Source organism: Rhodococcus sp. IEGM1339 (genome assembly GCF_050321925.1).
GTDB lineage: Bacteria > Actinomycetota > Actinomycetes > Mycobacteriales > Mycobacteriaceae > Rhodococcus > Rhodococcus pyridinivorans.
In genome coordinates this window covers 361,813-386,439 of record NZ_JBNQFT010000002.1, presented here as the reverse complement: position 1 = coordinate 386,439, position 24,627 = coordinate 361,813, and the positions used below count along the sequence as shown (strand labels likewise).

Sequence of the window (24,627 nt, the reverse complement as noted above, 5' to 3'; positions counted from 1 at the left end):
TCCGAGGAGCAGCACCATGCCTGCACTGCGAATTCCACGTCGAGTTCTCGCCTTGGCGGCACCCGTCGCCGCCGCAATCGCATTCACCGGTGTGGCCACCGCTGCACCCCCTCAGCCTCTGGGCACGGCGATCACCATCGGCTGCATCAACCAGGGCAGCCTGGCGTCGTTCACCTCGGTCACGGCGCAACCCGGACCGGACGAGGGCATCCCCGGTGGCCACGTCCTGTTCTCCACACGGGAGGCCCTGTGGCCGGTCCCGGCAGCGGGGCAGGTCAGCGTCGCATGGCTCAACCGCAACAACGGCCGCACCGGCATCGTCGATCTGGTCGGTACGTATCCGAACCTGTCGACCCTGGTCGACACCGGTCCGGGCGAGGTCGTGGCGACGGTCTTCGGTTCGGTGAATCTCGGCAGTGGACCGCTGTGCAACTCGACTCCCGCAGTCGGCGGCGTCGTGGTGCCGTCACCTGGGTGAATACATGATGATGGCGACGCCGGCGAGGCACACCAGCGCGCCCGCGACATCCCATCGGTCCGGCCGGAAGCCGTCCATCACCATGCCCCACACCAGGGAACCCGCCACGAACACACCGCCGTACGCGGCGAGGATGCGACCGAAGTTCGCGTCGGGCTGGAGTGTGGCGACGAAACCGTAAGCGCCGAGAGCGATCACGCCCAGCCCCATCCAGATCCAGCCGCGGTGTTCGCGCACGCCCTGCCACACCAGCCACGCACCACCGATCTCGAACAGGGCGGCAACGGCGAACAGCAGCAACGACTTCAGCACGGTCACGAGAGGTGACTCTAACCCTGCGACGCCTTGCCGAGCTCGATGCGGCGCACGGAGTCCCCGCGCACGAGGATCGTCACGAGGGCCCGGCGTCCTGGGGGCAGGACCCGCACCGTGACGGAACCGTGTGACACCGAGTCGAGTTCGTCGGCGACCGCACGGCGGAGGCGGGCCTGTTCGTCGGGGGGCACCCCGTCCAGGCCGTGATCGTCGAGCATCACCACGTCCACGCCTCGTCGGCGCGCGGCGTCGGCCGCCTCGACGACCTGGGGATCCTGCAGGGCCGGTGCTCGAAGCCCGTCCCGCAGACGTGCTTCGAGCAGCACACCGGCGCGTCGCTCCCCCGCCTCGAGTACCTCTCCGGTCGCGATGCGTTCGAGGAGGGGCCGGGCCAGGGAGTCGAGCCGGTCGAGCTGCGCGTCGCGTTCCTCGAGCGCTGCAGCCGAGGCCGCCTGTTCGGCGCTGCGCTGCAACGACATCGCACGCAGCAGGTAGATGGATCCGGCGAGGGGTCGCAGGGTGAAGGCGAAGAAGGTGGACATGAGGACCGGGGCGGCGTTGACGAGCGACAGCGACAGGCCGGGGCCGATCCCCTGTCCGGTGGCGTAGGTCCAGAAGGTCGCGGTCGCGATCATGCAGGCCAACCCGATCCACGCCGCGAGGGTGCGACCGCGCACGCACATGAAGGTGAAGACGACCGTGGACATCCCGAGCGGCCAGGTCGCGATGCCTCCCGGAGACGGCACCGGCAGCACCGAGAACACGAGCGCCGACGAGACCGTCCCGGTGGCGGCGAGCAGGATCGTCGCCGGCATCGGCAGCGGCGCACGTGCGGCCGTGGTGCGCATCCCCAGCAGGTCGCGCACGTCGCGGGTGGGTTCGGCGGTCACGGCGCGCGACGCTCGGCCGGATCGCACCAGTGCAGCGTCACCGTCGTGCCCGCGGGACCCGAGGTGATCTCCGAGTCGCCCCCGGCCATGCCGCGCATGCGTCCGTGGATGCTCGCGCGAATGCCCATCCGGTAGGGGTCGATCTGGGCGGGGTCGAATCCGTGGCCGTCGTCGCGGACGACCACACGGACCGATCCGGGCCCGAGGTCGCAGGCTTCTGCGCCGGGGAATGTTCGAGCATCGTCGTCGTAGCGCGTCCCTACCGAGATGAATACATGGGATCGAACCGAGTCCCCCGACGAACTCCGTTTCGAGTGCCTACAACTCAACGGTTGAAACCGACAACTACCCAGACAGATTTTTCTCTGCCCAAGAAAATATGGGCATCGGTGTTTCGCCTAATTACCGGTGCGCCGGCCGTCGTGCCCGATCTCGATTCGGCGCACATCCTCGCCCTTCACGAGCATCGTCACCATCGCCGCGCGGGCCGGCGGCAACACACGCACGGTCACCGACCCTTCTCTCACCGAATCGAGCGCGTCCACCACCTCCCGGTAGACGGCGCGCCGAACCTCGGGAGATGCCGAGTCCATGGCGTGGTCGTCGAGCATAACGATCTCGACGCCGCGCCGGCGGGCCGTAGCGGCGGCCCGGTCGACCTCGGGTACCTGGAGTACGGGCGCACGCAGACCGTCGCGCAGTCGTGCCTCGACGAGTCCGCACTCGATCCGTTCGTTCTCGTCGAGGGGTTCGCCCGAGACGATCCGCTCGAGCAACGGACGCGCCGACGCGTCGAGGCTTCCGAGGCGGACGTCGCGTTCCTCCAGAGCCGCGGCGGCCGCGGACTCCGCCGCGATCCGCTGCATCGACCGGGCGCGCAGCAGGTAGATCGACCGCGCGAGCGGGCGGATCGTGTAGGCGCAGACGGTGCCCATGAGCACCGGTCCCGCACTCGTGATCGTCAGGCCGAGCCAGTAGCCCATCCCGGGGCCCGTGAGATGCGACCACAGCGCGGCGACGACGAGCATGAGGAGCATCCCGCACCAGGCGTACGCCGTGCGTCCCCGCACGCACATGAACACGAGGATCGTCGTGGACATCCCGAACGGCCACAACTCGATGGGGTGCGGTGCCGGATCGGCGGGCACCACCCACAGCACCGACGCCGACGCGATCGCGCCCGAGAACGTCATCGCCAGTGCGGGTCGCACCGGTAGTGGGTCCCCCTCGACTGCGACGAGCGCGTAGGCGGCGGCCACACACACGATCACGGCGATCGCGAGGGGCCAGCGGACCTCCGCATGGGGCGCGGTGTTCAGGGCGAGCACCACGCAGGTCACCGCGTACAGGACGGCGAAGGCCCGCGCGGGCCTGCTGTGCATCCGCAGCAGATCGGAGACGGTCGAGTTCGCAGTGTTCATGCGGCCGGATCCCGCCAGTACAACAACACCCGGGGTCCCGGCGCCGGGAGCGGACTGCACGACCGCCCGGCCCCCGGACACCCGGCGCATACGTCCTCGGATGCTCACTTCCAGACCGAGCCGGTGCGGGTCGACGGCCTCGGGTTCGAAGCCTCTGCCGTCGTCCACGACCTGCACGGAGATCCATCTCGGTGCCACGTCGACCTCGACCGTGCGGGACGCGTCCTTTCCGGCATGCCGCACGCTGTTGCGTACCGCCTCGGCGAGGGCAGCGGCGGTCGCGCGCGCGGGTTCGGGTGGGAACGCAACGTCGCCGGATCCCGGGGCGACACGGCCGGTGAAGACGACATCCTCGTCGGCCTCGGTCGCCGCCGATCGGAGCCGCGCCACGACCGCGGCGGCGTCGAGCGCCGACTCCCGATCGGTGCCGCGCCGCAACTCGTCGAGTTCGGCGACCGCTCGTTCGGCCTGCTCGACGAGCGACTCTCGGGGTGCGTTGCGTGACACCGCCAGCAGGGTGGACATCACGCGGTCGTGGACCAGGGCATCGAACCGTGCGCGCTCGGCGTTCCGTGCTTCCGCTGCGGCCGCTGCGGCCGCCGTGGCCTGGGTGGCAGCGATGGTCTCGTCGAGGGTGCGGCCGGTGCCGAGTCCCACCACCGCGGCCGCGAGGAAGACCGTGCAGAAGACGAACGCGAACGCCAGGTCGGGTGCCAGGAAGTATCCCAAGGGGGCGTCGCGGGCGAGGTGATTCGCGCACTGCGCGAGCAGAACCACGAGGATCATGTGGACGAACGCCCGCCCGGGTCTCCACGCGACCGCCGCCGCGAGCGACGCGAGGCCGGGAAAGGCGGTGAACCACAACGACTGGTCCTGCGGGATCTGCGTCCCGTTCCACGCCACGAACCACAATGCGACCATCACGACGTAGGCGAGCGCATTGACGGTCGCGGTCCGCTGCATCCACACCGTGCCGCGGAACAAGGCGAAGCCGAGCGCGACCCCGGATCCGAACATGAGGACGGCCGCGGTGGGAGTCCACCACCACGCGACGAGTGCCGACACTTCGAGGATCTCCGGCACGAGCAACGCGAAGTAGCAGAGATATCCGATCGCGACGAATCGCGCGAACATCCGGAGAAGTCGGTCGGCAGCCGCCGTGCTGCGATCGTGCGACTTCTCCCCGGTGTCCCCGGCCGGCTCGTCAGCGACGGCGGACATCCGACCGTTCGGGCATCGGCAGCCACCCGTCCTCGACGGCACGTTTGTACAGATCCGTCTTCGTGGGTGCGGGACGACCTGCCTCCGCGTACTTCTGGCGGATCCGCTGCAGGTAGTCGTTGACGGTCTGCGGAGCGAGACCCGTCAGCCGGGCGACCCGGTCGAGCTTCTCCCCCGACGCATACAGTTCGAGCACTTCGAGCGGTCGCGGACTCAGGCCGACATCGTCGAGTTCGGGATCACCGTCGATCGCCGCGGCCCACTCGGTGCTGGCGACCTGCCCTCCGGCGGCGGCCACGCGGATCGCCTCGATCACCACGGCCGCGGGCTCGGATTTCCGCACCACCCCGAGTACACCGGCGCGGGCGGCCGAACGCAGCAGATACGGGTTCTCGGCGCCGGTGAAGACCAGGGTCTCGAGGCCCGCCGCGCGCAGCTGCTCGACGTTGCTCTTCGGGGAGGATCCGTCGGACAGGCGCAGGTCGAGAACGGCGAGGTCGCGGTCGGTGACCTGCTCGAGCAGACCCGAGACGGTGGTGGCAGTACCTGCGAGCTCGAGATCGGGTTGATCGGCGAGCATCGCTGCGAACCCGAGCGCGACCGACTCGTGATCCTCGACCAAACCGATCCGACGGACGACGCCATGCGAGCCCTCGGCTATTGATGCCTCCCCTAATGCCCGATCACCCGACTTCGAACGAACGTTAGCAGTCAGCGCCTGTTTCCTCTTCTCGCACCACACTCGACGCGTCCACATCGTCGCGCAGACCACGCCAGCTCGCGTGCCGCACCCGGTCTCCTTCCGTCCATCCTCCGAACCGCACCTCCCCCACGAGTTCGGGCCGCAACCACACCGCATCGCGGCGTTCGGCGGCCGGCACTTCGTTCGCGAACGGGTTCGTGCGGCTCGTGCGCCCTTTCACAGCCTTCGCCACCGACAGGAGCGTCTCGTCGTCGAAACCGGTGCCGACCTTGCCGACGTACACGAACTCACCGTCGTCGTCGTAGACGCCGAGCAGCAGGGAGCCGAAGGTCGAGGCACGGTTGCCGTTGCCACGGCGGTATCCGCCGATCACGACGGTCTGGGTGAGCCAGTTCTTCGATTTGATCCATCCGGCGCCGCGCTTGCCCGGCAGATACACGGAGTCCCGGCGTTTGGCGACCACGCCCTCCCAGTTCTTCGCGCGGCTGCGCGCGAGAGCCTTCGAGCCGTCACCCGAGAGCAGATCCGGGACGATCAGTCCGTCCGTGGCAGCGGCGAGCGCCTCGAGGACCCGTCGGCGATCGTCGTAGGTCTTGCGCAGCAGCGACACCCCGTCGAGATACAGCACGTCGAACACGCGGTACTCGTAGTTCACGCCCCGCTGCAGCATCGAGAAGCTCGTCACCCCGGAGCGGTCGACGGCGACGATCTCCCCGTCGAGCACCGCCCGGTGGCCGTCGAGGATCGTCGCGAGTTCGACGAGCTTCCGGTAGTCGCCGGTGACATCGCGACCGGATCGGCTGCGGAGCCTGACGGTGCCGTCCTCGATCTCCGCGATGGCGCGGTATCCGTCCCATTTGCCTTCGAACGCCCAGTCTTCGGCGTCGAGACCCGAGACGTCACCGGAGGACGCGAGCATGGGCGCGAGATCGCGCGGGAAGGCCTTGGACCCCGACGATCCGACGAGGGAGGCCGGATCGGCATCGGACGACTCGGTGCTCGGCGACGACTGGTCCTTCATGCGGTGCGCCAGCCACTGGTTCTTCTCGGTGCGGATCAGCGCGTACCGTCCCTCGATCCGGTCGCCGTGGAACCGCACGATCACCTCGTCGTCCCGCCACTTCTCGGTCTCGTAGGTGCCGGTGTCCCACACGGTCATGCTGCCGGCGCCGTATTCGCCCTTCGGGATCGTCCCGTGGAAGGTCAGGTACTCGATCGGGTGGTCCTCGGTCCGTACCGCGAGATTGTTGCGCCCCGAGGTGTCCGGCAGGTTCTTCGGTACGGCCCACGACGCCAGCACACCGTCGCGTTCGAGCCTCAGGTCGTAGTGCAGGCGACGCGCGTGGTGCTCCTGGATGACGAACCTGTTGCCGGGACCGTCGTCGGGGACGCGGTCGGGTACCGGTTCCGGGGTGCGCGACGCGTCGCGCTTGCTGCGGTAGGTGTCCAGGGCGTCTCCGCCGGACACGGTCTTGCCGCCGGACCCGGCCTTGTCTCCGGACACGGCCTTGTCTCCGGACACAGCCTTGCCGAGGGGCGGGTCGAGACCGGCGAGCAGGTCCCCGAACTCCTCGATGCGGGCGAGGACCTCCCGGAACTGCAGTTGCGCGAGGTCGGGGTCGTCGAGTTCGTCCCAGCTGCGCGGCGCCGCCACCCACGGCTCGTCGCGACCGCGCAGCGAGTACGGCGCGACCGTCGTCTTGGAACTGTTGTTCTGGCTCCAGTCGACGAAGACCTTGCCCTCGCGCGCCGATTTCGCCATCGTCGCGGTCACCAGGTCGGGAAGGGTGGTCTCGAGATTGCGCGCGACCTGCTTCGCGACCTTCGACGCCCCCGACGACGACAGCATCCGATCGAGCGGGACGTACAGGTGGATGCCCTTGCTGCCGCTGGTGACCGGATAGGCCGACCACCCGAGTTCGGCGACGGTGTCGCGCACGTGGCGCGCGACCTCCCCGCACTCGGCCAGGCCCACGCCGGGCCCCGGGTCGAGGTCGAAGACGATGCGGGTCGCGGGTCCGGCCTTCTCTCCGTCGAAACGCCACTGGTGCACGTGGAGTTCGAGGGCTGCCTGTTGCCCGAGCCAGACGAGCCCGGCGGCGGAATCGAACAGCGGGTAGGTGACCCGCCGGTCCTTGTGATGCAGGGTGCGACGGTCGAGCCAGGCCGGTGCGTGGTCGGGGAGGTTCTTCTCGAAGAAGGACTGTTCGCCGACACCGTTCGGCCACCGATTACGGGTCGCTGCCCGGCCGACGACGTGGGGAAGCATCGCCTCGGCGACGGCTTCGTAGTACTCGACGACCTCGCCCTTCGTCGTCCCGGTGCTCGGATACAGCACCTTGTCGAGGTTGGTCAGGGTGATGCGGTGACCATCGATCGTCCGGGTCGGCATACTCCGGATTCTGCCAATCCGGGCACGTTCCGGTGGGATGTCGCACCGAGCGGTCGGGATGGTACGTCCACGAACGTCGATGCTCGGGAGCGGGTAGCGTCGAGGCATCGGAAGATGCACGAGGGTGCGTTCGGGCAGGAGGTGGGATATGACGGAGTCGCATGATCCGACTCCCGATGCATGGGCCCTGCGCGACCGGACCTGATCGCTACTGCCAAAGGAATCGTGATGCTGCGCGAGAACATCGATGCCGATCGTGCTGTGCAGCGATTGCTCGAATTGTCTACACAGCGGCGCATCACCGTACAGGAGTTGGCAGCGGAGATAGTCGCGTCGACCTACAACGAAACAGTTTGAGGTCGCAATGCACTTTCTCCCCGACGGGGACACCGTCACAGATTCCTCGCTGCGCTCCGTGACGCCGGACTGGGTGTGGAGGAGTTGTGGCTGCGCTACTTCGCCCTTGGGGGCGAAGTGGGAAGGGTCGAGATCGAGGCGTATCTGAACGGATTGTTGCCGCTTCCCTGTCTGCAGCACGATCTGATCGCCCATGCGATCAACGAACGTCTCGACGAGATCGCCCCACCGCGTGCACCGTATTCGGCCGAACTCCCCGTGTCTCTTCCCGAAGGAAACGGAGTACACGGGAAGGACGATCCTGAAGGCGTCGATTCTCACGCTTCGGGGGAAATCGATTCTCCCGGCGCGAACGACGAGGTCGATGCGGAAGCCTCGGGAAACGACGTCGACGAGGAGCCCGGGAGATCACAGGACCCGGAGCCGGATTCCGACATATAACGTACTGCCAGTAGATCGCGAATTCCGTTACCGACGAGATCTTCACGCGCGTCGACGTCGCAGGACTGACGACCGACGCTCTCGTTGCTCTCACCGATGCCGTTCCGGCCACGGAGAACGCGCCGCGCGTCGACCGCGCCGTCGAGGGACTGGCACCGGTGATCACGGGGCAGGCACGAAACTTCGTCAACGAGACGGTGTTGTCGCTCGTGCAGAGCGAGCAGTTCGAGGACCTGTGGATCCAGGCCCACCGCGGCGCCCACAACGCATTGGTCGCGGTCGTGACCGGGAACGTCGGACCATCGTCGGTGACGGTCGACGATTCGGGCACGGTGAGCATCTCGCTCGGCACGGTGATCGACAACGTGAAGGGACGTCTTCTCGACCGCGGTTTCACGTTCGCCGAGAAGATCCCGAGTGTCGACAAGCAGTTGGTCCTGTTCCGATCACCGGAACTGGTCCGGGCGCAGCGGGCGGTGAACACTCTCGACAACGTTTCGGATGTGCTGCCCTGGATCACTCTCGCCGCTGCTGCCGGCGCAGTCGCCGTCGCGCCGCCGGGCCGTCGCCTACGCGCACTCGCCTTCGTCGGCCTCGCACTGGTCGTAGGAATGTTCGTTCTGGCGGTCGCGCTCATCATCGCTCGATCGCTGTATCTCGACGATGTCCCGCCCGACGTCCTATCGCCGGAGGCGGCAGCAGCCATCATCGATGCCGTGCTGATGCCGCTGCGGACCAGCCTTCGGGCGGTCGCGGTACTCGGACTGGTGATCGCTCTCGGTGCCTACCTCACCGGTGGCTCGTCCTCCGCCCTGACGGTCCGTCGCGGGTTCGGCCGCGGCCTCGATGCCGTCCAGCGGCTACGTCGGCCCCGCCCGCCGAATGCGTTCGAAGAAGCGGCCTTCCGTGCCCGCGTCGCGATCCGGGCGGTCGTCATCGGAGCGGCCGCACTGCTCGTGATGTTCTGGCGTTATCCCACCGGACTCGTGGTCACGCTCATCGTGCTGGGTGCGGTACTGGCACTGCTCGCTCTGGAACTGGTGATCAGGCCCGCGCGCAACCCTGGGAACCAACCGACGACCTGATCGTTGCCGCATTCGGCGGGAGCGACGTCTGTAGCGGGGAATTCGTCGTGATCACATCGAGCGCACGGGTGAGATCGGCGCGAACGGCCGGAACTCCTGATCGCTCCCCCGAACGACACCCGCGCTCGACTCGGGAACCTCCAGCCAAGCCCCTTCGAGATCGCGGAGGGGTTCGGACACCACGAAGCGGGTGTCGTCCCCCAGCTGGTACAGCACTTCCACTTCAGGATGCTGCGCCCGTATCGCCTTGATGTCGGCCGAGTAGAACAACGAGCGTGTCTTCCGCTCCGTCGAATACCGGAACACCCAGACGCAGCTGCCGTCGGTGGTGGCGATCGTTCCCTGCATGGGATTCTCGATGCCCATGAGTGCTCCGATGTCCTCCACGAAACCGACGGCCTTCGCCACGCCGGTGAACGGGTCGTCGGCGAGGCCGAAGGTGAGCGCGAGGTAGAACAGCATCTCGGAATCCGTCGATCCCCGGATCGCGTCGTAGAGACCCGGATCTACGGCCATCGCCAGGTCCCGTTTCATGAGGTGGAATCCGTGCACCGCCCCGTTGTGCATCCACAACCTGTTGTCGTAGCGGAAGGGGTGGCAATTGGTGCGCTGCACCGGAGTTCCCGTCGAGGCGCGGACATGCGCGAACATCAACGGCGTACGGATCTGCGTGGCGAGCTCGCGGAGGTTGCTCTCGTTCCAGGCGGGTTCGATGCACTTGAACAATGCCGGCCTCGGGCCTTCTCCGTACCAGCCGATGCCGAAGCCGTCCCCGTTCGTGGTAGTTGCGCCCATCTTGGAATGCAGGCTCTGGTCGATCAGGGAGTGCACCGGCCGGAAGAGCAGGTCGTCCATCAGGACGGGATCACCGGTATACGCCATCCATCTGCACATCCCTTCATTGAAGTCGTGGGATACGCCGGAATGTGAGATCCGAAGAGTTCAATTCGGCCACAATATCTTCCGCAATCGGGCGGAATCGAGGCGCGGGGGGCACACGCACTCCCGGACGGTTGCGGGGAACACGAACTCGTAGCGCTCCGGTGGAGATCGTGCATCGTACCGGTGTCGACAGCATCACCGACTCGCCGTCGACTCCGACCGGAATTTCCGGTACGTCCGCATCGACTACCACTTCTGTCGCCGTGCGCTGCAACAGTCCTCGGTCGTGGGTGCGGCGGAACAGGCCGACCGCCTGGCGTGCGTTCGAGACCGAGATCGCGACGACACCGAGCCGGCCGCTGTCCAGGCGGGGCCGTCGGCCCATTCCTGCCAGGTCGTCGAAGGCGTACGGACCGTTGCTGACCAACACCGCCTGAGGTCCCTCGACGGTCTCGGTGTCGATGTGCGCCCGCAGGCCCGGCCTACCCTGCTCACCGAGCAGATCGGGCAGCATCTGCAGCACCGTCGCCGTCTTGTCGGCACGGTACTGCGGACTCCGGACCACCTCCGCGTAGACACCGAAGGACGCATTGTTGACGAACGGCCACCCGTTGATCCGGCCGAGATCGACGCGCAGTTCGACCCCGTCACGGAGGGCGTCGAGACCCGCCGCGGGATCTTCCCGGTCCAGCCCGAGATCGAGAGCGAAATGGTTCCGGGTTCCGGCGCTGATCACCACGAACGGAAGTCGATGTTCTGCTGCGACCGCCGCGACCAGAGCCTGGGTTCCGTCGCCACCCGCAACACCGAGCAGGTCCGCCCCGCGCTCGACGGCCCTCTCCGCCAGTTCGGTGACATCGAGTTGCTGCGGTCCACTCAACAACACCACTTCAGCCCCGAGTTCCTCGGCTTTGCGCTGCAGATCGAAACGGACGACCTTGCCGCCGCCGGAGCGTGGATTCATGACGAAGAAGGGATGCCGAACGGGTACGGCCGGAAAGACCGGCTGCGGCGCCGGTCGAGCATGTCGTAGAGCGCGGCGCCCACACGCGACCGCCACCGCGACCAGCAGCAGTGCGACGACGCCACGCAGACCCGCCTCCGCGAGCGGCACCACGATCGCCGCGGTCACGGCGAGACAGGCCGCCCACGCCCACCACCGCGATTCGGCGGCATGCCCGCCGCTACCCGGGTCGTGATCCTCGGACATGGGCGTCGACCTCGCATTCGCGTCGAGTACCGAGCACTCGGCGACGGATCCGATCCGCGGGCGGGCCGCGGTTGTCCTTACGGGTCTACGCCTTTCCCGGGGACGTGTCCAGAGGCGTCAGTTCCCGCCGTAGCGGCGTGCGAAGGTGTCGAGCGACGACTGCAGGTCGCCGTGCAGGGCGCGCGCAACCCCCGATCCGATCGGACCGAACAGGGGCGCACCGCCGAGGTCGATCTTCATCGACAGCGTCGAACCGTCCCCGCGAGCTGCGACGGCGAGTCGCAGGGAGAACTTCGTGCCTCCCTTGCCGGTCCCCTTCAACACCACGTGGTGCGGCGCGTCCAGCTCGACGATGGTCCACGTGACGCGGTTGCGCATGCCCTTGACCGACACCACCGACTGCAGCGTGGTGCCCTCGGCAAGGGCGTCGGGAAGGTCGCTGCGCCAGCCGTCGTGGATGCTCAGCCACTCCCCGAACGACTCGAGGCGGGAAGCGTGCTCCCAGGCAGCCTGTGGATCGAGCGGAAGATCGTTGGACACTTCGAGTTTCGCCATGAGCCGCAACAGTAGACGCTCGGTTCCCGGGACGGGGACCGGAGACACGGCGGTGGCCCGCCCCCGATCGGGAGCGGGCCACTGCGGCACGAAGGATCAGTGGGAGACGGCCTTCTCCACACCGACACCGGTGAGCGAGCGGACCTCCATCTCCGCCTGCTTGTACCGGTCCTCCTGCTTGCGGCGTCCGACGAAGGTGCCGACGATCCCGAGGACGAACGCGAGCGGGATGGACACGATGCCCGGGTTCGACAGAGGGAACCAGGAGAAGTCCACGTTCGGGAACATCGCCGAGGGTGCACCGGACACCGCCGGGGAGAACACGATGAGCACGAGGCAGCTGATCAGACCACCGTAGATGCTGAACAGGGCGCCGGTCGTGTTGAACTTTCGCCAGAACAGCGAGTACAGCAGGGTGGGCAGGTTCGCCGAGGCGGCGACCGCGAAGGCCAGCGCCACGAGGAAGGCGATGTTCTGCCCCATGGCGAGGATGCCGAGGACGATCGACACCAGACCGATCACGACGACCGTGATCCGCGAGACCCGAACCTGTTCGTCCTCCGTGGCGTTGCCACGCTTGATGACGCTGGCGTAGATGTCGTGCGCGAAGGACGCCGAGGCGGTGATCGCCAGGCCGGCGACGACCGCGAGGATCGTGGCGAAGGCGACCGCCGAGATGATCGCAAGGAACAGCGTTCCGCCGAGTTCGAAGGCCAGCAGCGGGGCCGCCGCGTTCTCCTTGCCGGGAGCACCGAGGATCGCGTCGGGGCCGACCATCTTCGCGGCACCGTAACCGAGGACCAGGGTGAACAGGTAGAAGGCGCCGATGAGCGCGATGGCCCAGGTGACCGAGCGACGAGCTTCCTTGGCGGTGGGCACGGTGTAGAAGCGCATCAGCACGTGCGGGAGACCCGCGGTACCCAAAACCAGCGCGAGGCCGAGCGAGAGGAAGTCGATCTGCGACATGTTGCTGATGCCGTACTTGGCGCCAGGGGCGAGCACGTCACGCTGCGCAACCGCTTCGTTCGACGAGCTCGACACCATCGCCTGCGCGTCGGCGAGCAGCTGCGAGAAGTTGCCGCGCACGGCGAACAGAACGAGCACGAACATCAAGCCTGCGCCGGCGATGAGCAGCACGGCCTTGACCATCTGCACGTAGGTCGTGCCCTTCATGCCGCCGATGAGCACGTACACGATCATGAGCACACCGACGACCGCGACGACGATGCCCTGGCCGACCTTGCCCTCGATGTCGAGCAGCAGCGCCACCAGTCCGCCGGCGCCGGCCATCTGCGCGAGCAGGTAGAACAGCGACACCGCGAGGGTCGAGAGCGCCGCCGCCATACGCACGGGACGTTCCTTGAGCCGGAAACTCAGCACGTCGGCCATCGTGAACCGGCCCGTGTTGCGGAGCAGTTCGGCGACGAGCAGCAGGGCGACGAGCCATGCGACCAGGAAGCCGATCGAGTACAGGAAGCCGTCGTAACCGTAGACGGCGATCGCCCCGGCGATACCGAGGAACGACGCGGCCGACAGATAGTCACCTGCGATGGCGAAACCGTTCTGCGGGCCGGAGAACTGGCCGCCGCCGGTGTAGAAGTCGGAAGCCTTCTTCGTCGTGCGGCTGGCCTTGATGACCAGGCCCATCGTGACGACGACGAACGCGACGAAGATGGCGATGTTGAGGATCGGGTTACCGACGTCGGTCCCACCCTGCGCAAGAACGGTCACTGCTGCGGCCCTTCCAGTTCCTCGCGGATCGCGGCGGAACGCGGATCCAGCTCACGGCCGGCGAACTTCACGTACACGGCGGTGATCACGAAGGTCGTGACGAACTGACCGAGACCCAGGATCAGCCCGACGTTGACGTTGCCGATGACCTTCGTCGCCATGAACTCGTCGGCGTAGGTCGCCAGCAGGACGTACAGGGCGTACCAGGCCAGGAAGAACGCCGTCACCGGGAACACGAAACGGCGCAGACGGCTGCGCAGTTCCTGGAACTCCGGGCTCTCCTGCATCGTGACGAACTCCTGCGGCGTCGGTATCCGCCGCTGCTGGGGTACGCCACTCTCGCTGAGTGGTGCTGTGGTCACTGCCGACTCCTTGGTAGTCGTGTGAGGTGAGGATGATCACAACGTTAATGAGACGGCAGTCACACGGACAGAGTCCGGAACGGGCGGAACGACGAGGGGTGCGCTCGTGCGACGAACGGTCGCATCACGGCGACGAACGGCGCCTCTCCCCGGGTCCCCGTCCACGGTCGCCGAACGCACCGAGTTCGCGGTCGCGGCCCATGCCGAGCCGCTCGGGCACGTGCATGCGAGAGAACGTCCGGCCCACGTCGCGAGGGATCTGCCGACGCGTCAGCACGCTCACCGCGATCATCGTGACGAACGCAAGCGGCACGCTCAACGCCGCCGGATAGGCAGAGAGCACCGTCGGCCACCCTGCGGCCACCGACGGATCGATCGGCAGCAGCACGGTGGCCAGGGCGGCGCCCCCCGCAACGAGACCACCGACGACCATCCCTGCCGCGGCACCGATCGCGGTGAGGCCGCGCCACCAGATCCCCAGGACCAGCAGCGGACACAGCGTCGACGCAGCGATCGCGAAGACCTGTCCCACCGAACGCGACAGGTCGAGCGAGGTCACCGACAGCGCCAGCACGAGCGGCACCACGCCCGCGAGCACCGCGGCGATCCGGAAGTCGCGCACCCGTCCGCGCAGCACGTCCGTGGACAGCACGCCCGCGACACTGACCAGCAACCCGGAGGAGGTCGACAGGAAGGCCGCGATCGCGCCCGAGGCTACGAGGGCCGCGAGCAACTGCCCTCCCCAGCCGGACAGCACCGATCCCGGCAGCAAGAGCACCGCGGCGTCCGACCGTCCCGTGATGAGCAACTGCGGGACGTACAGGCGCGCGAACACTCCGAGCAGCGTCGGGAACAGATAGAACAGCCCGAGCAGCCCGATCACGGCAAAGGACGTCATGCGCGCCGCGCGACCGTCCGGGTTCGTGTAGAAGCGCACCAGCACGTGCGGCAGACCCATGGTTCCGAGGAAGGTCGCAAGCATCAGCGAGTAGACCTGGAACAACGGATGTTCGCTGCTCGCCCCCAATCCGGCCCCCGGCGACGCCCAGCTGTCGTTGTCGGTCGGCGCACCGGCCACCACCGGCACCGGAGAACCGGCATCGAGGACGAGTTCGGTGCCTGCCCCGAGGACGTGCTCTCCCGGCTCGAGTTCGAAGTCACCTGCGACCGATCGGCCGTCGATCTCCCCGGTCACCACGACCGGCAACGGCTCGGCGACCTGCACGACCACGTCGATCGTCACGTCGACGGTCGTGATCTCCGCGACGGTGGGCGGCACGGGTTCGTCGACGGCCCGGTGGTCGCCGACGAAGTGCAACGTGAGGACCAGTGCGGGCAGGGCGACCGCGGTGAGCTTGAGCCAGTACTGGAAGGCCTGCACGAACGTGATCGAGCGCATCCCACCGCCGACCACGTTGGCCACGACAATCACCCCGACCACGGCGACGCCCACCCAGTCGGGCACTCCCAGAAGGATGTTGAGCGTGAGTCCCGCGCCCTGGAACTGCGGCACCAGATACAGGATGCAGATGATCGCCACGACCATCATCGACAGCGTGCGCAGCCACTTCTCCCCCAGCCGGAACTCCGCGAAGTCCGGGACGGTGTAGGCACCCGAACGTCGCAGCGGCGCAGCGACGAACAGCAGCAGACCCAGATAGCCCGCCGTGAAACCGACGGGATACCACAGGGCATCGGCACCGAACTTCGCGACGAGCCCGGCCACCCCGAGAAAGGATGCCGCCGAGAGGTATTCACCGGAGATGGCTGCGGCGTTCCAGCGTGGCCCGACGCTGCGGGAGGCGACGAGGAAGTCCGAGGTGGTGCGCGCCATCCGCACGCCGTACACACCGATCGCGACGGTGGCGATCGCCGCGGCGACGAGACCGACGACGGTGACGACGGGAATCGATCCGCTCACGGGGTCGTCAATCGTCGGTGAGGTCGGTGAAATCCTGCTCGTTGCGTTCGGCGAGGCGCAGATACACCCACGCGATACCGAGCAGGATCGGATAACCGACCACACCGAGCAACACCCACGGCAGGCGGATCCCGAGGACCGTCACCACGGCGAGACCGGGAGCGACATGGAACAGCACCGGAATGCTGCCCAGCAGGCACACGGTGAACAGCGCGACCCGCAGGGCGAGCCCGAGCTGTGCCCGGACCAGCCCGCGGACCATCGCGTCGCCCACCTCGGTCTGTTGCTGCACCTCGACCCGGGTGCGGACCATGCGCGCCCCGCGCCGTTCGGCGAGGACAACACGCTGCCGCTGCGGGGGCGATCCGCCGGTGGTGCTCATCGCGACGTCCACGACTGCATCGGACCGCGGATGAGCCGGTCCTTGAGTTCCCGCGTGTGCCGGCGGCTGACCGGCAGTTCGACGGGCGGGGAGTTGCTGTCGCTGCGCAGGCACACGACGAGACCCGAACCCACACTGCGGATACCGGTGACGAGCGGCAGCGCCACGAGAAAGGAGCGGTGCACGCGCAGGAAGCCGGCATCGGCCCAGCGGCTCTCGAGCGTCGATATCGGGATCCGCACCAGGTGCGAACCGGTCGCGGTGTGCAGTCGCGCGTAGTCGCCCTCGGCTTCGACCCAGTGGACCGACGAGCGCGGCACGAGCGTGGTGACACCCCCGAGCTCGACCGGGATCACGTCGTCGCTCTGGCCGGTGTCGGATGCGGCCTGCGCCGCGGGTCGGCTGCGTTCGGCGATCCGCCGGACCGCTTCGGCGAGTCGTTCCTCCCGCAGCGGCTTGAGGACGTAATCGACGGCGCCGAGGTCGAACGCCGAGACCGCGCGATCGTCGTGCGCGGTCACGAACACCACGGCCGGGGACACCGCGAAATTGCGCAGGATGCCTGCGAGTTCCAGCCCGTCGAGTCCGGGCATGTTGATGTCGAGGAAAACCGCGTCGACGCCTCCGTCGCGCAGCACGCGCAGAGCGGTCGTCGCGTCTCCCGCGGTGTGGACGACGCCGATCTCCTCCTGCGCGCGCAGCAGGTAGGCCAGCTCGTCGAGGGCGGGCGGTTCGTCGTCGACCGCCAGCACGGTCAGGTTGTCTGTGATCTCGTTCACGGCGAATCCATCGTGCCATGCCCGGTGTTCCTCACGGCCTGATACCCGCCCTGAACTTCGGCACGCGCATACTCACCCGGGTGCCGGCCCCCGGCGCGGTCTCGACGACGAGGCCGTAGTCGTTACCGAAGGCCGCACGCAGCCGGTCGTCGACGTTGGCGAGGCCCACGTGCGCGGACTCGCGGACACCGCTGCCGTGCTCGCTCTCGGCGATCGCGTCGAGCGTGCCCGATCGCAGCAGCTCCGGGTCCATGCCGATCCCGTCGTCCTCGACGCTGATGACGCAGTCGGCGCCCTCGTCCGCCGCGGTGATGGTGATCGTGCCCGTGCGAGTTTCCTTGCCCGCGATCCCGTGCCGCACGGCGTTCTCGACGAGCGGCTGCAGAGCGAGGAAGGGCAGCGTCACGTTGAGCACCTCGGGCGCGATCTGCAGGCGCACCTCGAGGGCATTGCCGAAGCGGGCACGTTCGAGCGTCAGGTACCGGTCGATGTTGCGCAGTTCGTCGGCGAGCAGGGTGTACTCACCGGCCGCGCGGAACGAGTAGCGGGTGAAGTCGGCGAAATCCAGCAGCAGTTCGCGGGCCCGGTCCGGGTCGGTCCGGACGAACGACGCCACAGTGTTGAGCGCGTTGTAGATGAAGTGCGGACTGATCTGGGCGCGCAGCGCGCGGACCTCCGCGCGGTCGAGCCGGGCACGGGAGGCATCGAGTTCGGCCAGCTCGATCTGACTGCACGCGTACCGCGCCACCTCGGTGATCGCGCCGAGCAGCGCCGGGCCGGGTTCGACGGTCGTCACGACGCCGAACACCCCCGCCACACCCATGTCCTCCACGACGAGCGGCTGGGCGATCAGTGCGCGGGCCGCGAGGTCGCCGTGGTCTCGTCGCAGGTCGTGGTGCCCGACGAGCACGCGACGCTTGTCGGCGACGGCACGGCCCGCGGCGGTGATCATCGCGTCCGTCAGTTCCTCGAACGGGCCGTCCCAGGCGAGCAGGGCGCCGTTCTCGTCCAGCAGCGCCACCGCGCGCGCTTCGGCCAGCAGCATCCGCAGGTGCGGAGCGGCCTCCTTCGCGGACGACGCGTCGAGCCCGGCGCGCAGGGGGCGCGCCGCGAGGGACGCCGTGTGCAGGGTCGCGTGGACCGCGCGTTCGGCGGGTGTGGTGACCACCCGCCGGGTCCACAGCACCACCGAGACCACGACCAGCACCAGGAGCAGTACCACCGCGGCGAGCTCGATCGCGATCATGCGCTCACGTTACGTCGAATCGATCGCCGTCGAGTTGCGCCTCGACAACGGCAGCCTGCTCCCGGGAGGCGCAGTCAGTTCTCCCCACCGAGTCGGCCGGACAACCGGTGGAGGCGTTCTAGGCTCGCGCCGTCCAGTCCGACGATGGTGACCGTCTTGCCTTTGGCCGCGTACTTCTGCTGGATCGCATCGAAGGTCGCGACGGTGGACGCGTCCCAGATGTCGGCGGCGGTGAGGTCGACGACGACGTTCTCCGGGTCGCCGATGTAGTCGAACTGGAAGACGAGATCGTTGCTCGACGCCCAGAACAGTTCCCCCGTGACCCGGTAGGTGCACGTGTCGTCGCTCGTGAGGGTCCTCTCGACCGTGGTCATGTGCGCGACCCGGCGGGCGAACAGCACCATCGCGGTGAGCACTCCGAGCGACACCCCGATCGCGAGGTTGCCGGTGCTCACCGTGGCCACGACGGTGACGACCATGACGACGGTCTCGCTGAGCGGCATCAACCGCAGCGTCCGCGGGTGGACGCTGTGCCAGTCGACCGTCGCGATCGACACCATGATCATCACGGCGACGAGGGCGGCCATCGGAACCAGACCGACGATGTCGCCGAGCGCGACCACGAGGATCAGCAGGAACACGCCGGCCGCCAGGGTGGACAGACGGGTCCGTGCCCCGGAGACCTTGACGTTCATCATGGTTTGGCCGACGACGGCGCAGCCGCCCATGCCACCGAAGAATCCGGTCACGATGTTGGCGACGCCCTGGCCCCAGCCCTCGCGGGTCTTGTCCGACCGGGTGTCGGTGATGTCGTCGACGAGCTTGGCCGTCATCAGCGATTCCATCAGGCCGACGAGGGCCATCGCGAGCGCATACGGCGCGAGGATCCGGAGGGTCTCGAAGGTCAGCGGCACGTCCGGGAAGAAGAGCGAGGGCAGGCTCTCGGGAAGTTCACCCTGGTCCGCGACATCCGGCACGTTCAGCGAGAAGGCCACGGTCACGGCGGTGAGAAGCACGATCGTGACGAGCGGAGCCGGCACGGCCTCGGTGATCTTCGGGAGGAACACCAGCACCAGCAGACCTGCCGCCACCAGCGGATAGACCATCCACGGCACGTCCACGAGGTGCGGGATCTGGGCGACGAAGACGAGGATCGCGAGCGAGTTGACGAAGCCGACCATGACGCTGCGCGGCACGAAACGCATGAGCTTGGCGACGCCGAGGAAGCTGAGCAGCACCTGGAAGATGCCGCCGAGGATCACGGTCGCGATGAGATGGTCCACACCGTACTGCTCGGACACCGGAGCGATCACGAGCGCCACCGCCGCGGTCGCTGCCGAGATCATCGCGGGCCGTCCCCCGACGATCGCGATGGTGATGGCCATGGTCACCGAGGCGAACAACCCGACCCGGGGGTCGACGCCGGCGATCACGGAGAAGGCGATGGCTTCCGGGATCAGGGCGAGCGCCACGACCAGGCCGGCCAGGAGTTCGGTCTTCAGCCGAGCAGGTGACCGGAGAGCGAAGCGGACGGAGACGTCGGTGCGGGGATCGTGCGGCACCTGTTCCGGGCCGTGCGGGGTGTTCACTTGCGGAAAGTCTACCGTTGCGCGCTGTCGTCCTACTGTTGTGCACTGCCGTCCTGACGGCGGCGGCGGATGCGTTCCTCGACGGCTGCCTCGTCGACATCGAGACTCTCCAGCACGTCGCGGAGAATCTCGTCGTCGAGTTCCCCGCGATCACGTGCGTCGATGAGATCCTGTCGTCGCGCCCGCAGGGACGCTCGCCGGATGTCGTCGAACAGCGCGGCAAGTCGCGCTCCCGCGTCTGCAGCCGCGTCCTCAACGGTCTCTGCCTCCTGCCGCGACCGCAGCGACGTGCGTGCTTTGGCCAGCAGCCTGTCGTAGATCTCCGGATCCACACCGTCGGGCGGCTGCGCGGCGAGTTCGGTGAGAACCCGGTCGCTCGACTCGGCCGAGATCCTGCGGGCCACGGTCATCTGTTCCTCGGTCCGCAGCCGCTCGTAGGGGTCGGTGACGGCGAGTCTGCGGATGAGCCACGGCATCGTCGCGCCCTGGATGAGGAGTGTGCCGATGGCGACGACCAGCGCGGAGATCTGGATCATCTCGCGGCCGGGGAAGGCAGCACCCGATGCGATCACCACGGGCACCCCACCGGCTGCGGCGAGGGTGACGACCCCACGCATGCCCGCCCACGACACCACGACATGTTCCCGGAAATTCAGTTGGTCGCGTCCGAGGCGTTCGGATCCGGCGCGCCGCACGAGCGCGCGTCGCCCCCAGTGCAGCAGACCCCATGCGGGTCGCACGATCATGACGACGAGCAGGATCACGACCGCGCCCAGCAACGCGACATGCAGGTCGGTACCGCTGTCGCGGACGTCGTCGAGGACGAACCGGAATTGCAGACCCATATAGGCGAAGACGAAGGTCTCGAGCACCACGTCGACGCTCTTCCACACCGCGCGTTCCTGCAGCCGCGTGCTCACCGAGACCTCGGTGGCGCGGTGCCCGAGGAACAGTCCGGCGGCGACGACGGCGAGCACTCCCGAGGCGTGGACCTCCTCGGCGGCGAGATAGGCCGCGAACGGCAGCACCAGCCCCAGCACGGTCTCGAGCGGCGAGTCGTACATCCGGGCGCGGATCAGGTGGACGATATACGCGAGCGCCAGACCGACAGCGACCCCGCCCGCGACCTCGTAGAGGAAGAACAGTACCGGCGAATCAGCGAGGATGTGTGTGCCGGTGACGGCCGAGATCGCAACGGTGAACAGGGTCAGGGCGGTGGCGTCGTTGACCAGACCTTCCCCGGTCAGCACCGCGATGACCCGTTTCGGCAGTCCGAGCCGTTGCCCCACGGCGACGGCGCTGACCGCGTCGGTCGGTGCGACGACCGCGCCGAGAGCGAGCGCCGCACCGAAGGTCAGCGTCGCCATCATCGCGGACGCCGTCCACGCCACGACGAACGCCGTGACGAGCACGGTGTAGATGCCGAGCCGCAGGATCGACGGCAGGTACTGCCGGAAGGTGGGAACCGAGAACCGCAGGGCCGACGAATACAGCAGCGGCGGCAGGACGACCCCGAGGATGATGTCCGGATCCAGTTCGAGCCGCGGCAGACCCGGTGCGAACGACACCAGTGCTCCGACGGTGACGAGCACGAGCGGAGCCTGCAGGTCGCGTCGCGACGCGACGGCCGTCACCGCGATCCCGGCGATGACGACCAGCAGGATCCACGCGCCGTTCATCGCGACGGCACCGTGCCAGGTGTCCGGTTCACGGTGTGATGGTGACACAGCCGGCGGCCGCCCGAAGGGAACCCGCGTCCGGGTGCCGGCTCCGTGGTTACGCCTGTTCGGCCACCCCTGCGATGACGGCGCGCGTCGCGGCGATCAGCCGAGTGAGGCCGGGCTCCTCGATCGGCCAGTGCCCGCAGTTCTCGAGCAGGACGGCCTGCCTCGGCCCGGAGATGCGGTCGAGGAACCGCAGGCTGGTTTCCGGTGGGGTCCAGCGGTCCGCGGCGGGATGCACGAGCGTCACCGGGACTGCGGTGAAGTCCTCGGGTGCGGTGTGCGGGTAGGTGAACCAGTCGGCCAGAAATCCCAGCGGGATCCGGACCCCTCCCCCGAGAGAATCGGACTCGCACATGCGTGTGAGGTCACGGTCGTTGCTCATCCGGTTCATCCGCACGAGCCATCTGATCGGCAACCGGAGATCACCCGCCACCCGGGCCACGGGCGGCAGAACCGAGGGTGCCATCCTTCCGGCGAAGCCCCATCGGGCTGCAGCCGCCCGGGCTTCGGCATCGCCGGGGTCCAGGAGGCAGGTCGCGATCACCGCGGCCACCTGCCCGGTGCGAGCCGCGACCTCGTAGGCCATCATCCCGCCCATACTCGCGCCGAAGAGGACCAGCGGCCGGGGATCGTCGACGCGTTCGGCTGCGACGAGGTCGCAGAGCAGGTCGATCCAATCGCAGTACCGGACCTGCGAGGGACGGGGTTCGACGGTCCGTCCGTAGACGGGCATGTCGGGGAAGAGGATGTCCACGTCGTCGTCCGCGGCCAGCGAGGCGAACGACCAGAGCGCCGCGGAATGGCCGCCCGCGCCGTGGATTCCCATCACGCGCACCGGAGCATCGGGGCGAGGGTTGCGGGCGATGTGGACGCGGCGACCGCGCCAGTCCCACCAGGTGGACTCCGGTTCTCGACAGGCCGATCGGTAGTTCTCGGGCAGGAACTCGGCATAGGCCGCTGCGGTCATCGTCCGATCCCTTCGTCGTCGCACGACGGGTGATGTCTGCACCACGTATACGGCGCACGATAGCTGCACGCCCTTACCTGCACAATGTCGAGAAGATGTGAAAAATTCGCTGTGGCACAACGAATCCCGATACGCGGCGGCCACGTCTTCTTCTTCGGCCACCCTGCCGGATGCCGTTCGCCCCGCCCCTCCTGCTTCCACGACGCGCCCGCACACCCGATCTCGCAGCGAGACCGGCAGGTCGTTTGCCCCGACGCAGCCGGGGTATGCAACCGATCGACCGCCGTGTACCCGGCCCCAGCGAGGAGTGCGTGTGATCCCAGCCCGCGACGACGACGGCTATGCGGACCTGCGCACCTATGCCGCGCTGGGTGACGGTGACACCGTCGCCCTCGTCGCCGAGGACGGTTCGGTGGACTGGTATCCGGTTCCGCTCCTCGATTCGCACCCGGTCTTCGCACGACTGCTCGATGCACCGGCGGGCGGTTCCGTCGAGTTGCAGCCTGTCGCCGAGTTCACCGTAGAACGCGCATACGTGACGGGTACGAACGTGCTGAGCACCGTCTTCACCACCTCACACGGCCGGGTCCGGGTGACCGATTCGATCCACACGGGTGTCGCCGGGCGGTTGCCCTGGGGTGAGCTCGCCCGCCGCTCGATCGGCGGCGGCTTCGTCCGTTCCGGAAAGCCCGGACGGCGAGAAGAACTGGGACTACCGTTTCGCCTGGGTGCGCGACGCCGCCTACACCCTGCACGCGCTGATCCGTCTCGGCGATCGCGAGGAGGTGCACGCCGCGATGAGCTGGTTGCTCCGCGTGGTGCGCGATCAGGGCGCCGACGCGAAGGTGTTCGCCCGGGCCTGTACTCGGAGATGATTGCCGAGGACGGCATCTTCCTCGGCAATCTCCCCCAGGGACTGAGCCATCTCGCACTCATGACGGCTGCACTGACCCTCATCGAGAAGTACTGATCGCCGATCGACCGGAGGAGCGGACAGGTATGACGCTGATAGGTTTTCACGCCTCACACGAACAGGCGTCCCCATCCCGCCTGCTCGAGGACGTCCGGCTCGCGGAAGCGGCCGGTTTCGGGGCGGCCATGTGCTCGGACCACATCGAACCGTGGTCGCGTCGCCAGGGACACTCGGGGTTCGCGTGGTCGTGGCTCGGAGCGGCCCTGGCCACCACGGACCTACGTTTCGGTGTCGTCACCGCGACCGGCTTCCGCTACCACCCGGTCGTCACCGCCCAGGCCACCGCCACTCTGGCATCGATGTTCCCGCAGCGCTTCTGGTTCGCACTCGGCAGCGGCGAGCACTGCAACGAACGCATGTCCGGAGTCGCCTGGCCGCCCAAGGAGGAACGGCAGCAACTGCTCGGCGAGAACCTCGACATCGTGCGACGCCTGCACGCGGGCGAAGTCGTCGACCACGACGGCGCGGTGAAGGTCGACCGCGGACGGATCTGGGACCGGCCGGAGACTCCTCCCGACATTCTGCTTCCCGCACTGACTCCCGAGACGGCCGGTCGTTTCGCCGACCGGGTCGACGGTCTCGTCACCGTGAACGCCCCGCTCGAGGACCTGCGGCGGATCCTCGGCGCCTACCGCGACGGGGGCGGACGCGGACGGACCGTGCTGCAGGTCCATCTGAGTTGGGCGCCCACGCGGGAACGCGCTCGGGAGATCGCGCGGGAACAGTGGGCGACGAACGCCTTACCGCCGGAACTCATGGCAGAACTCGCCACGCCCGAGGAATTCGAGGCCCACGCCGCCGAACTCGACGACGGCGCTCTCGAGGGCGCGGTGATCGTGTCCGACGATCCCGCCGAACACGTCGACCGCTTGTGCGAATTCGCCGAACTCGGTTTCGACGAGATCTATCTGCACCATGTGGGGCCGGATCAGCGTCCGTTCCTCGACACCTTCGGCGACACCGTACTGCCGTACCTGCCGTGAACGGGGCTGCCGCCCCTGCC

The 24,627-nt window shown here is 68.0% G+C and carries 23 protein-coding genes and 1 pseudogene; 6 read left to right on the top strand and 18 right to left on the bottom strand.

The features are described from left to right. Positions 1-16: 16 nt before the first annotated feature. On the top strand, positions 17-478 hold the full coding sequence (locus tag ACQR3U_RS04555; protein ID WP_230809796.1) for a hypothetical protein: 462 nt from the start codon (positions 17-19) through the stop codon (positions 476-478). Here ACQR3U_RS04555 and ACQR3U_RS04550 read toward each other — a convergent pair. From ACQR3U_RS04550 to ACQR3U_RS04525, 6 genes are all read right to left on the bottom strand, one after another. After that, positions 467-796: a YnfA family protein gene (locus ACQR3U_RS04550; RefSeq protein WP_006551592.1), complete on the bottom strand. Its 330-nt coding sequence runs from the start codon at positions 794-796 to the stop codon at positions 467-469. The genes ACQR3U_RS04555 and ACQR3U_RS04550 overlap by 12 nt on opposite strands. A gap of 11 nt (positions 797-807) precedes the next feature. Then, a complete protein-coding gene (locus tag ACQR3U_RS04545; RefSeq protein ID WP_230809795.1) occupies positions 808-1,683 on the bottom strand; it encodes a hypothetical protein in 876 nt (291 codons plus the stop codon). After that, complete coding sequence (locus ACQR3U_RS04540) at positions 1,680-1,868, bottom strand: hypothetical protein (RefSeq protein ID WP_230809794.1); 189 nt, start codon at positions 1,866-1,868, stop codon at positions 1,680-1,682. Before ACQR3U_RS04540 ends, ACQR3U_RS04545 begins: the two co-directional genes overlap by 4 nt. Before the next feature lie 213 nt (positions 1,869-2,081). Continuing rightward, positions 2,082-4,325, bottom strand: coding sequence for an ATP-binding protein (locus tag ACQR3U_RS04535; RefSeq protein ID WP_230809793.1), 2,244 nt, complete (start codon positions 4,323-4,325; stop codon positions 2,082-2,084). Further along, on the bottom strand, positions 4,309-4,986 hold the full coding sequence (locus ACQR3U_RS04530) for a response regulator transcription factor (RefSeq protein WP_230809825.1): 678 nt from the start codon (positions 4,984-4,986) through the stop codon (positions 4,309-4,311). Before ACQR3U_RS04530 ends, ACQR3U_RS04535 begins: the two co-directional genes overlap by 17 nt. Positions 4,987-5,029: 43 nt before the next feature. Further along, positions 5,030-7,420: an ATP-dependent DNA ligase gene (locus tag ACQR3U_RS04525; RefSeq protein ID WP_230809792.1), complete on the bottom strand. Its 2,391-nt coding sequence runs from the start codon at positions 7,418-7,420 to the stop codon at positions 5,030-5,032. Positions 7,421-7,600: 180 nt separating this feature from the next. Between ACQR3U_RS04525 and ACQR3U_RS04520 the strand changes: the two genes are divergently transcribed. The 3 genes and pseudogenes from ACQR3U_RS04520 to ACQR3U_RS04510 form a co-directional block, all read left to right on the top strand. Next, entirely contained in the window at positions 7,601-7,777 is a 177-nt protein-coding gene (locus tag ACQR3U_RS04520) for an ANTAR domain-containing protein (protein WP_269065283.1), read from the top strand. 75 nt (positions 7,778-7,852) lie between these two features. Then, positions 7,853-8,218, top strand: a complete 366-nt coding sequence (locus ACQR3U_RS04515; RefSeq protein WP_230809791.1) for a hypothetical protein — start codon at positions 7,853-7,855, stop codon at positions 8,216-8,218. 14 nt (positions 8,219-8,232) lie between these two features. Next, positions 8,233-9,303 (top strand): annotated as a pseudogene (locus tag ACQR3U_RS04510) (hypothetical protein); the annotation flags it as partial. 51 nt (positions 9,304-9,354) lie between these two features. Here the strand turns inward: ACQR3U_RS04510 and ACQR3U_RS04505 are convergent. The 12 genes from ACQR3U_RS04505 to ACQR3U_RS04450 form a co-directional block, all read right to left on the bottom strand. Next, positions 9,355-10,185, bottom strand: a complete 831-nt coding sequence (locus ACQR3U_RS04505; RefSeq protein WP_230809790.1) for a class II glutamine amidotransferase — start codon at positions 10,183-10,185, stop codon at positions 9,355-9,357. A gap of 16 nt (positions 10,186-10,201) precedes the next feature. Beyond that, positions 10,202-11,395 carry a diacylglycerol/lipid kinase family protein gene (locus ACQR3U_RS04500; RefSeq protein WP_230809789.1) on the bottom strand — a complete coding sequence of 398 codons (1,194 nt, stop codon included), beginning with the start codon at positions 11,393-11,395 and terminating at the stop codon, positions 10,202-10,204. Positions 11,396-11,512: 117 nt separating this feature from the next. Further along, complete coding sequence (locus ACQR3U_RS04495) at positions 11,513-11,950, bottom strand: type II toxin-antitoxin system Rv0910 family toxin (protein WP_230809788.1); 438 nt, start codon at positions 11,948-11,950, stop codon at positions 11,513-11,515. Between the two features lie 96 nt (positions 11,951-12,046). Beyond that, complete coding sequence (locus ACQR3U_RS04490) at positions 12,047-13,681, bottom strand: solute symporter family protein (RefSeq protein WP_230809787.1); 1,635 nt, start codon at positions 13,679-13,681, stop codon at positions 12,047-12,049. Continuing rightward, positions 13,678-14,043, bottom strand: coding sequence for a DUF485 domain-containing protein (locus ACQR3U_RS04485; protein ID WP_060652036.1), 366 nt, complete (start codon positions 14,041-14,043; stop codon positions 13,678-13,680). Before ACQR3U_RS04485 ends, ACQR3U_RS04490 begins: the two co-directional genes overlap by 4 nt. Positions 14,044-14,167: 124 nt before the next feature. After that, a complete protein-coding gene (locus ACQR3U_RS04480; protein ID WP_006551610.1) occupies positions 14,168-15,964 on the bottom strand; it encodes a cation acetate symporter in 1,797 nt (598 codons plus the stop codon). A gap of 7 nt (positions 15,965-15,971) precedes the next feature. Then, entirely contained in the window at positions 15,972-16,346 is a 375-nt protein-coding gene (locus ACQR3U_RS04475; protein WP_033096946.1) for a hypothetical protein, read from the bottom strand. Continuing rightward, the gene (locus tag ACQR3U_RS04470; RefSeq protein WP_230809786.1) at positions 16,343-17,125 is read right to left on the bottom strand and encodes a LytR/AlgR family response regulator transcription factor; all 783 of its coding nucleotides are present in this window, start codon (positions 17,123-17,125) and stop codon (positions 16,343-16,345) included. Before ACQR3U_RS04470 ends, ACQR3U_RS04475 begins: the two co-directional genes overlap by 4 nt. Before the next feature lie 31 nt (positions 17,126-17,156). Continuing rightward, entirely contained in the window at positions 17,157-18,371 is a 1,215-nt protein-coding gene (locus tag ACQR3U_RS04465; RefSeq protein WP_230809785.1) for a sensor histidine kinase, read from the bottom strand. A 74-nt stretch (positions 18,372-18,445) separates the two neighbouring features. Continuing rightward, a complete protein-coding gene (locus tag ACQR3U_RS04460; RefSeq protein WP_230809784.1) occupies positions 18,446-19,960 on the bottom strand; it encodes a SulP family inorganic anion transporter in 1,515 nt (504 codons plus the stop codon). Between the two features lie 32 nt (positions 19,961-19,992). After that, positions 19,993-21,639 (bottom strand): Na+/H+ antiporter, encoded by a 1,647-nt coding sequence (locus tag ACQR3U_RS04455; protein WP_230809783.1) that lies wholly within the window; start codon positions 21,637-21,639, stop codon positions 19,993-19,995. Positions 21,640-21,736: 97 nt separating this feature from the next. Further along, the gene (locus tag ACQR3U_RS04450) at positions 21,737-22,651 is read right to left on the bottom strand and encodes an alpha/beta hydrolase (protein ID WP_230809782.1); all 915 of its coding nucleotides are present in this window, start codon (positions 22,649-22,651) and stop codon (positions 21,737-21,739) included. 313 nt (positions 22,652-22,964) lie between these two features. Between ACQR3U_RS04450 and ACQR3U_RS04445 the strand changes: the two genes are divergently transcribed. Next, positions 22,965-23,621 (top strand): trehalase-like domain-containing protein, encoded by a 657-nt coding sequence (locus ACQR3U_RS04445; protein ID WP_428692115.1) that lies wholly within the window; start codon positions 22,965-22,967, stop codon positions 23,619-23,621. A 29-nt stretch (positions 23,622-23,650) separates the two neighbouring features. Further along, the gene (locus ACQR3U_RS04440) at positions 23,651-24,607 is read left to right on the top strand and encodes a TIGR03885 family FMN-dependent LLM class oxidoreductase (protein ID WP_230809781.1); all 957 of its coding nucleotides are present in this window, start codon (positions 23,651-23,653) and stop codon (positions 24,605-24,607) included. Positions 24,608-24,627: the final 20 nt, after the last annotated feature.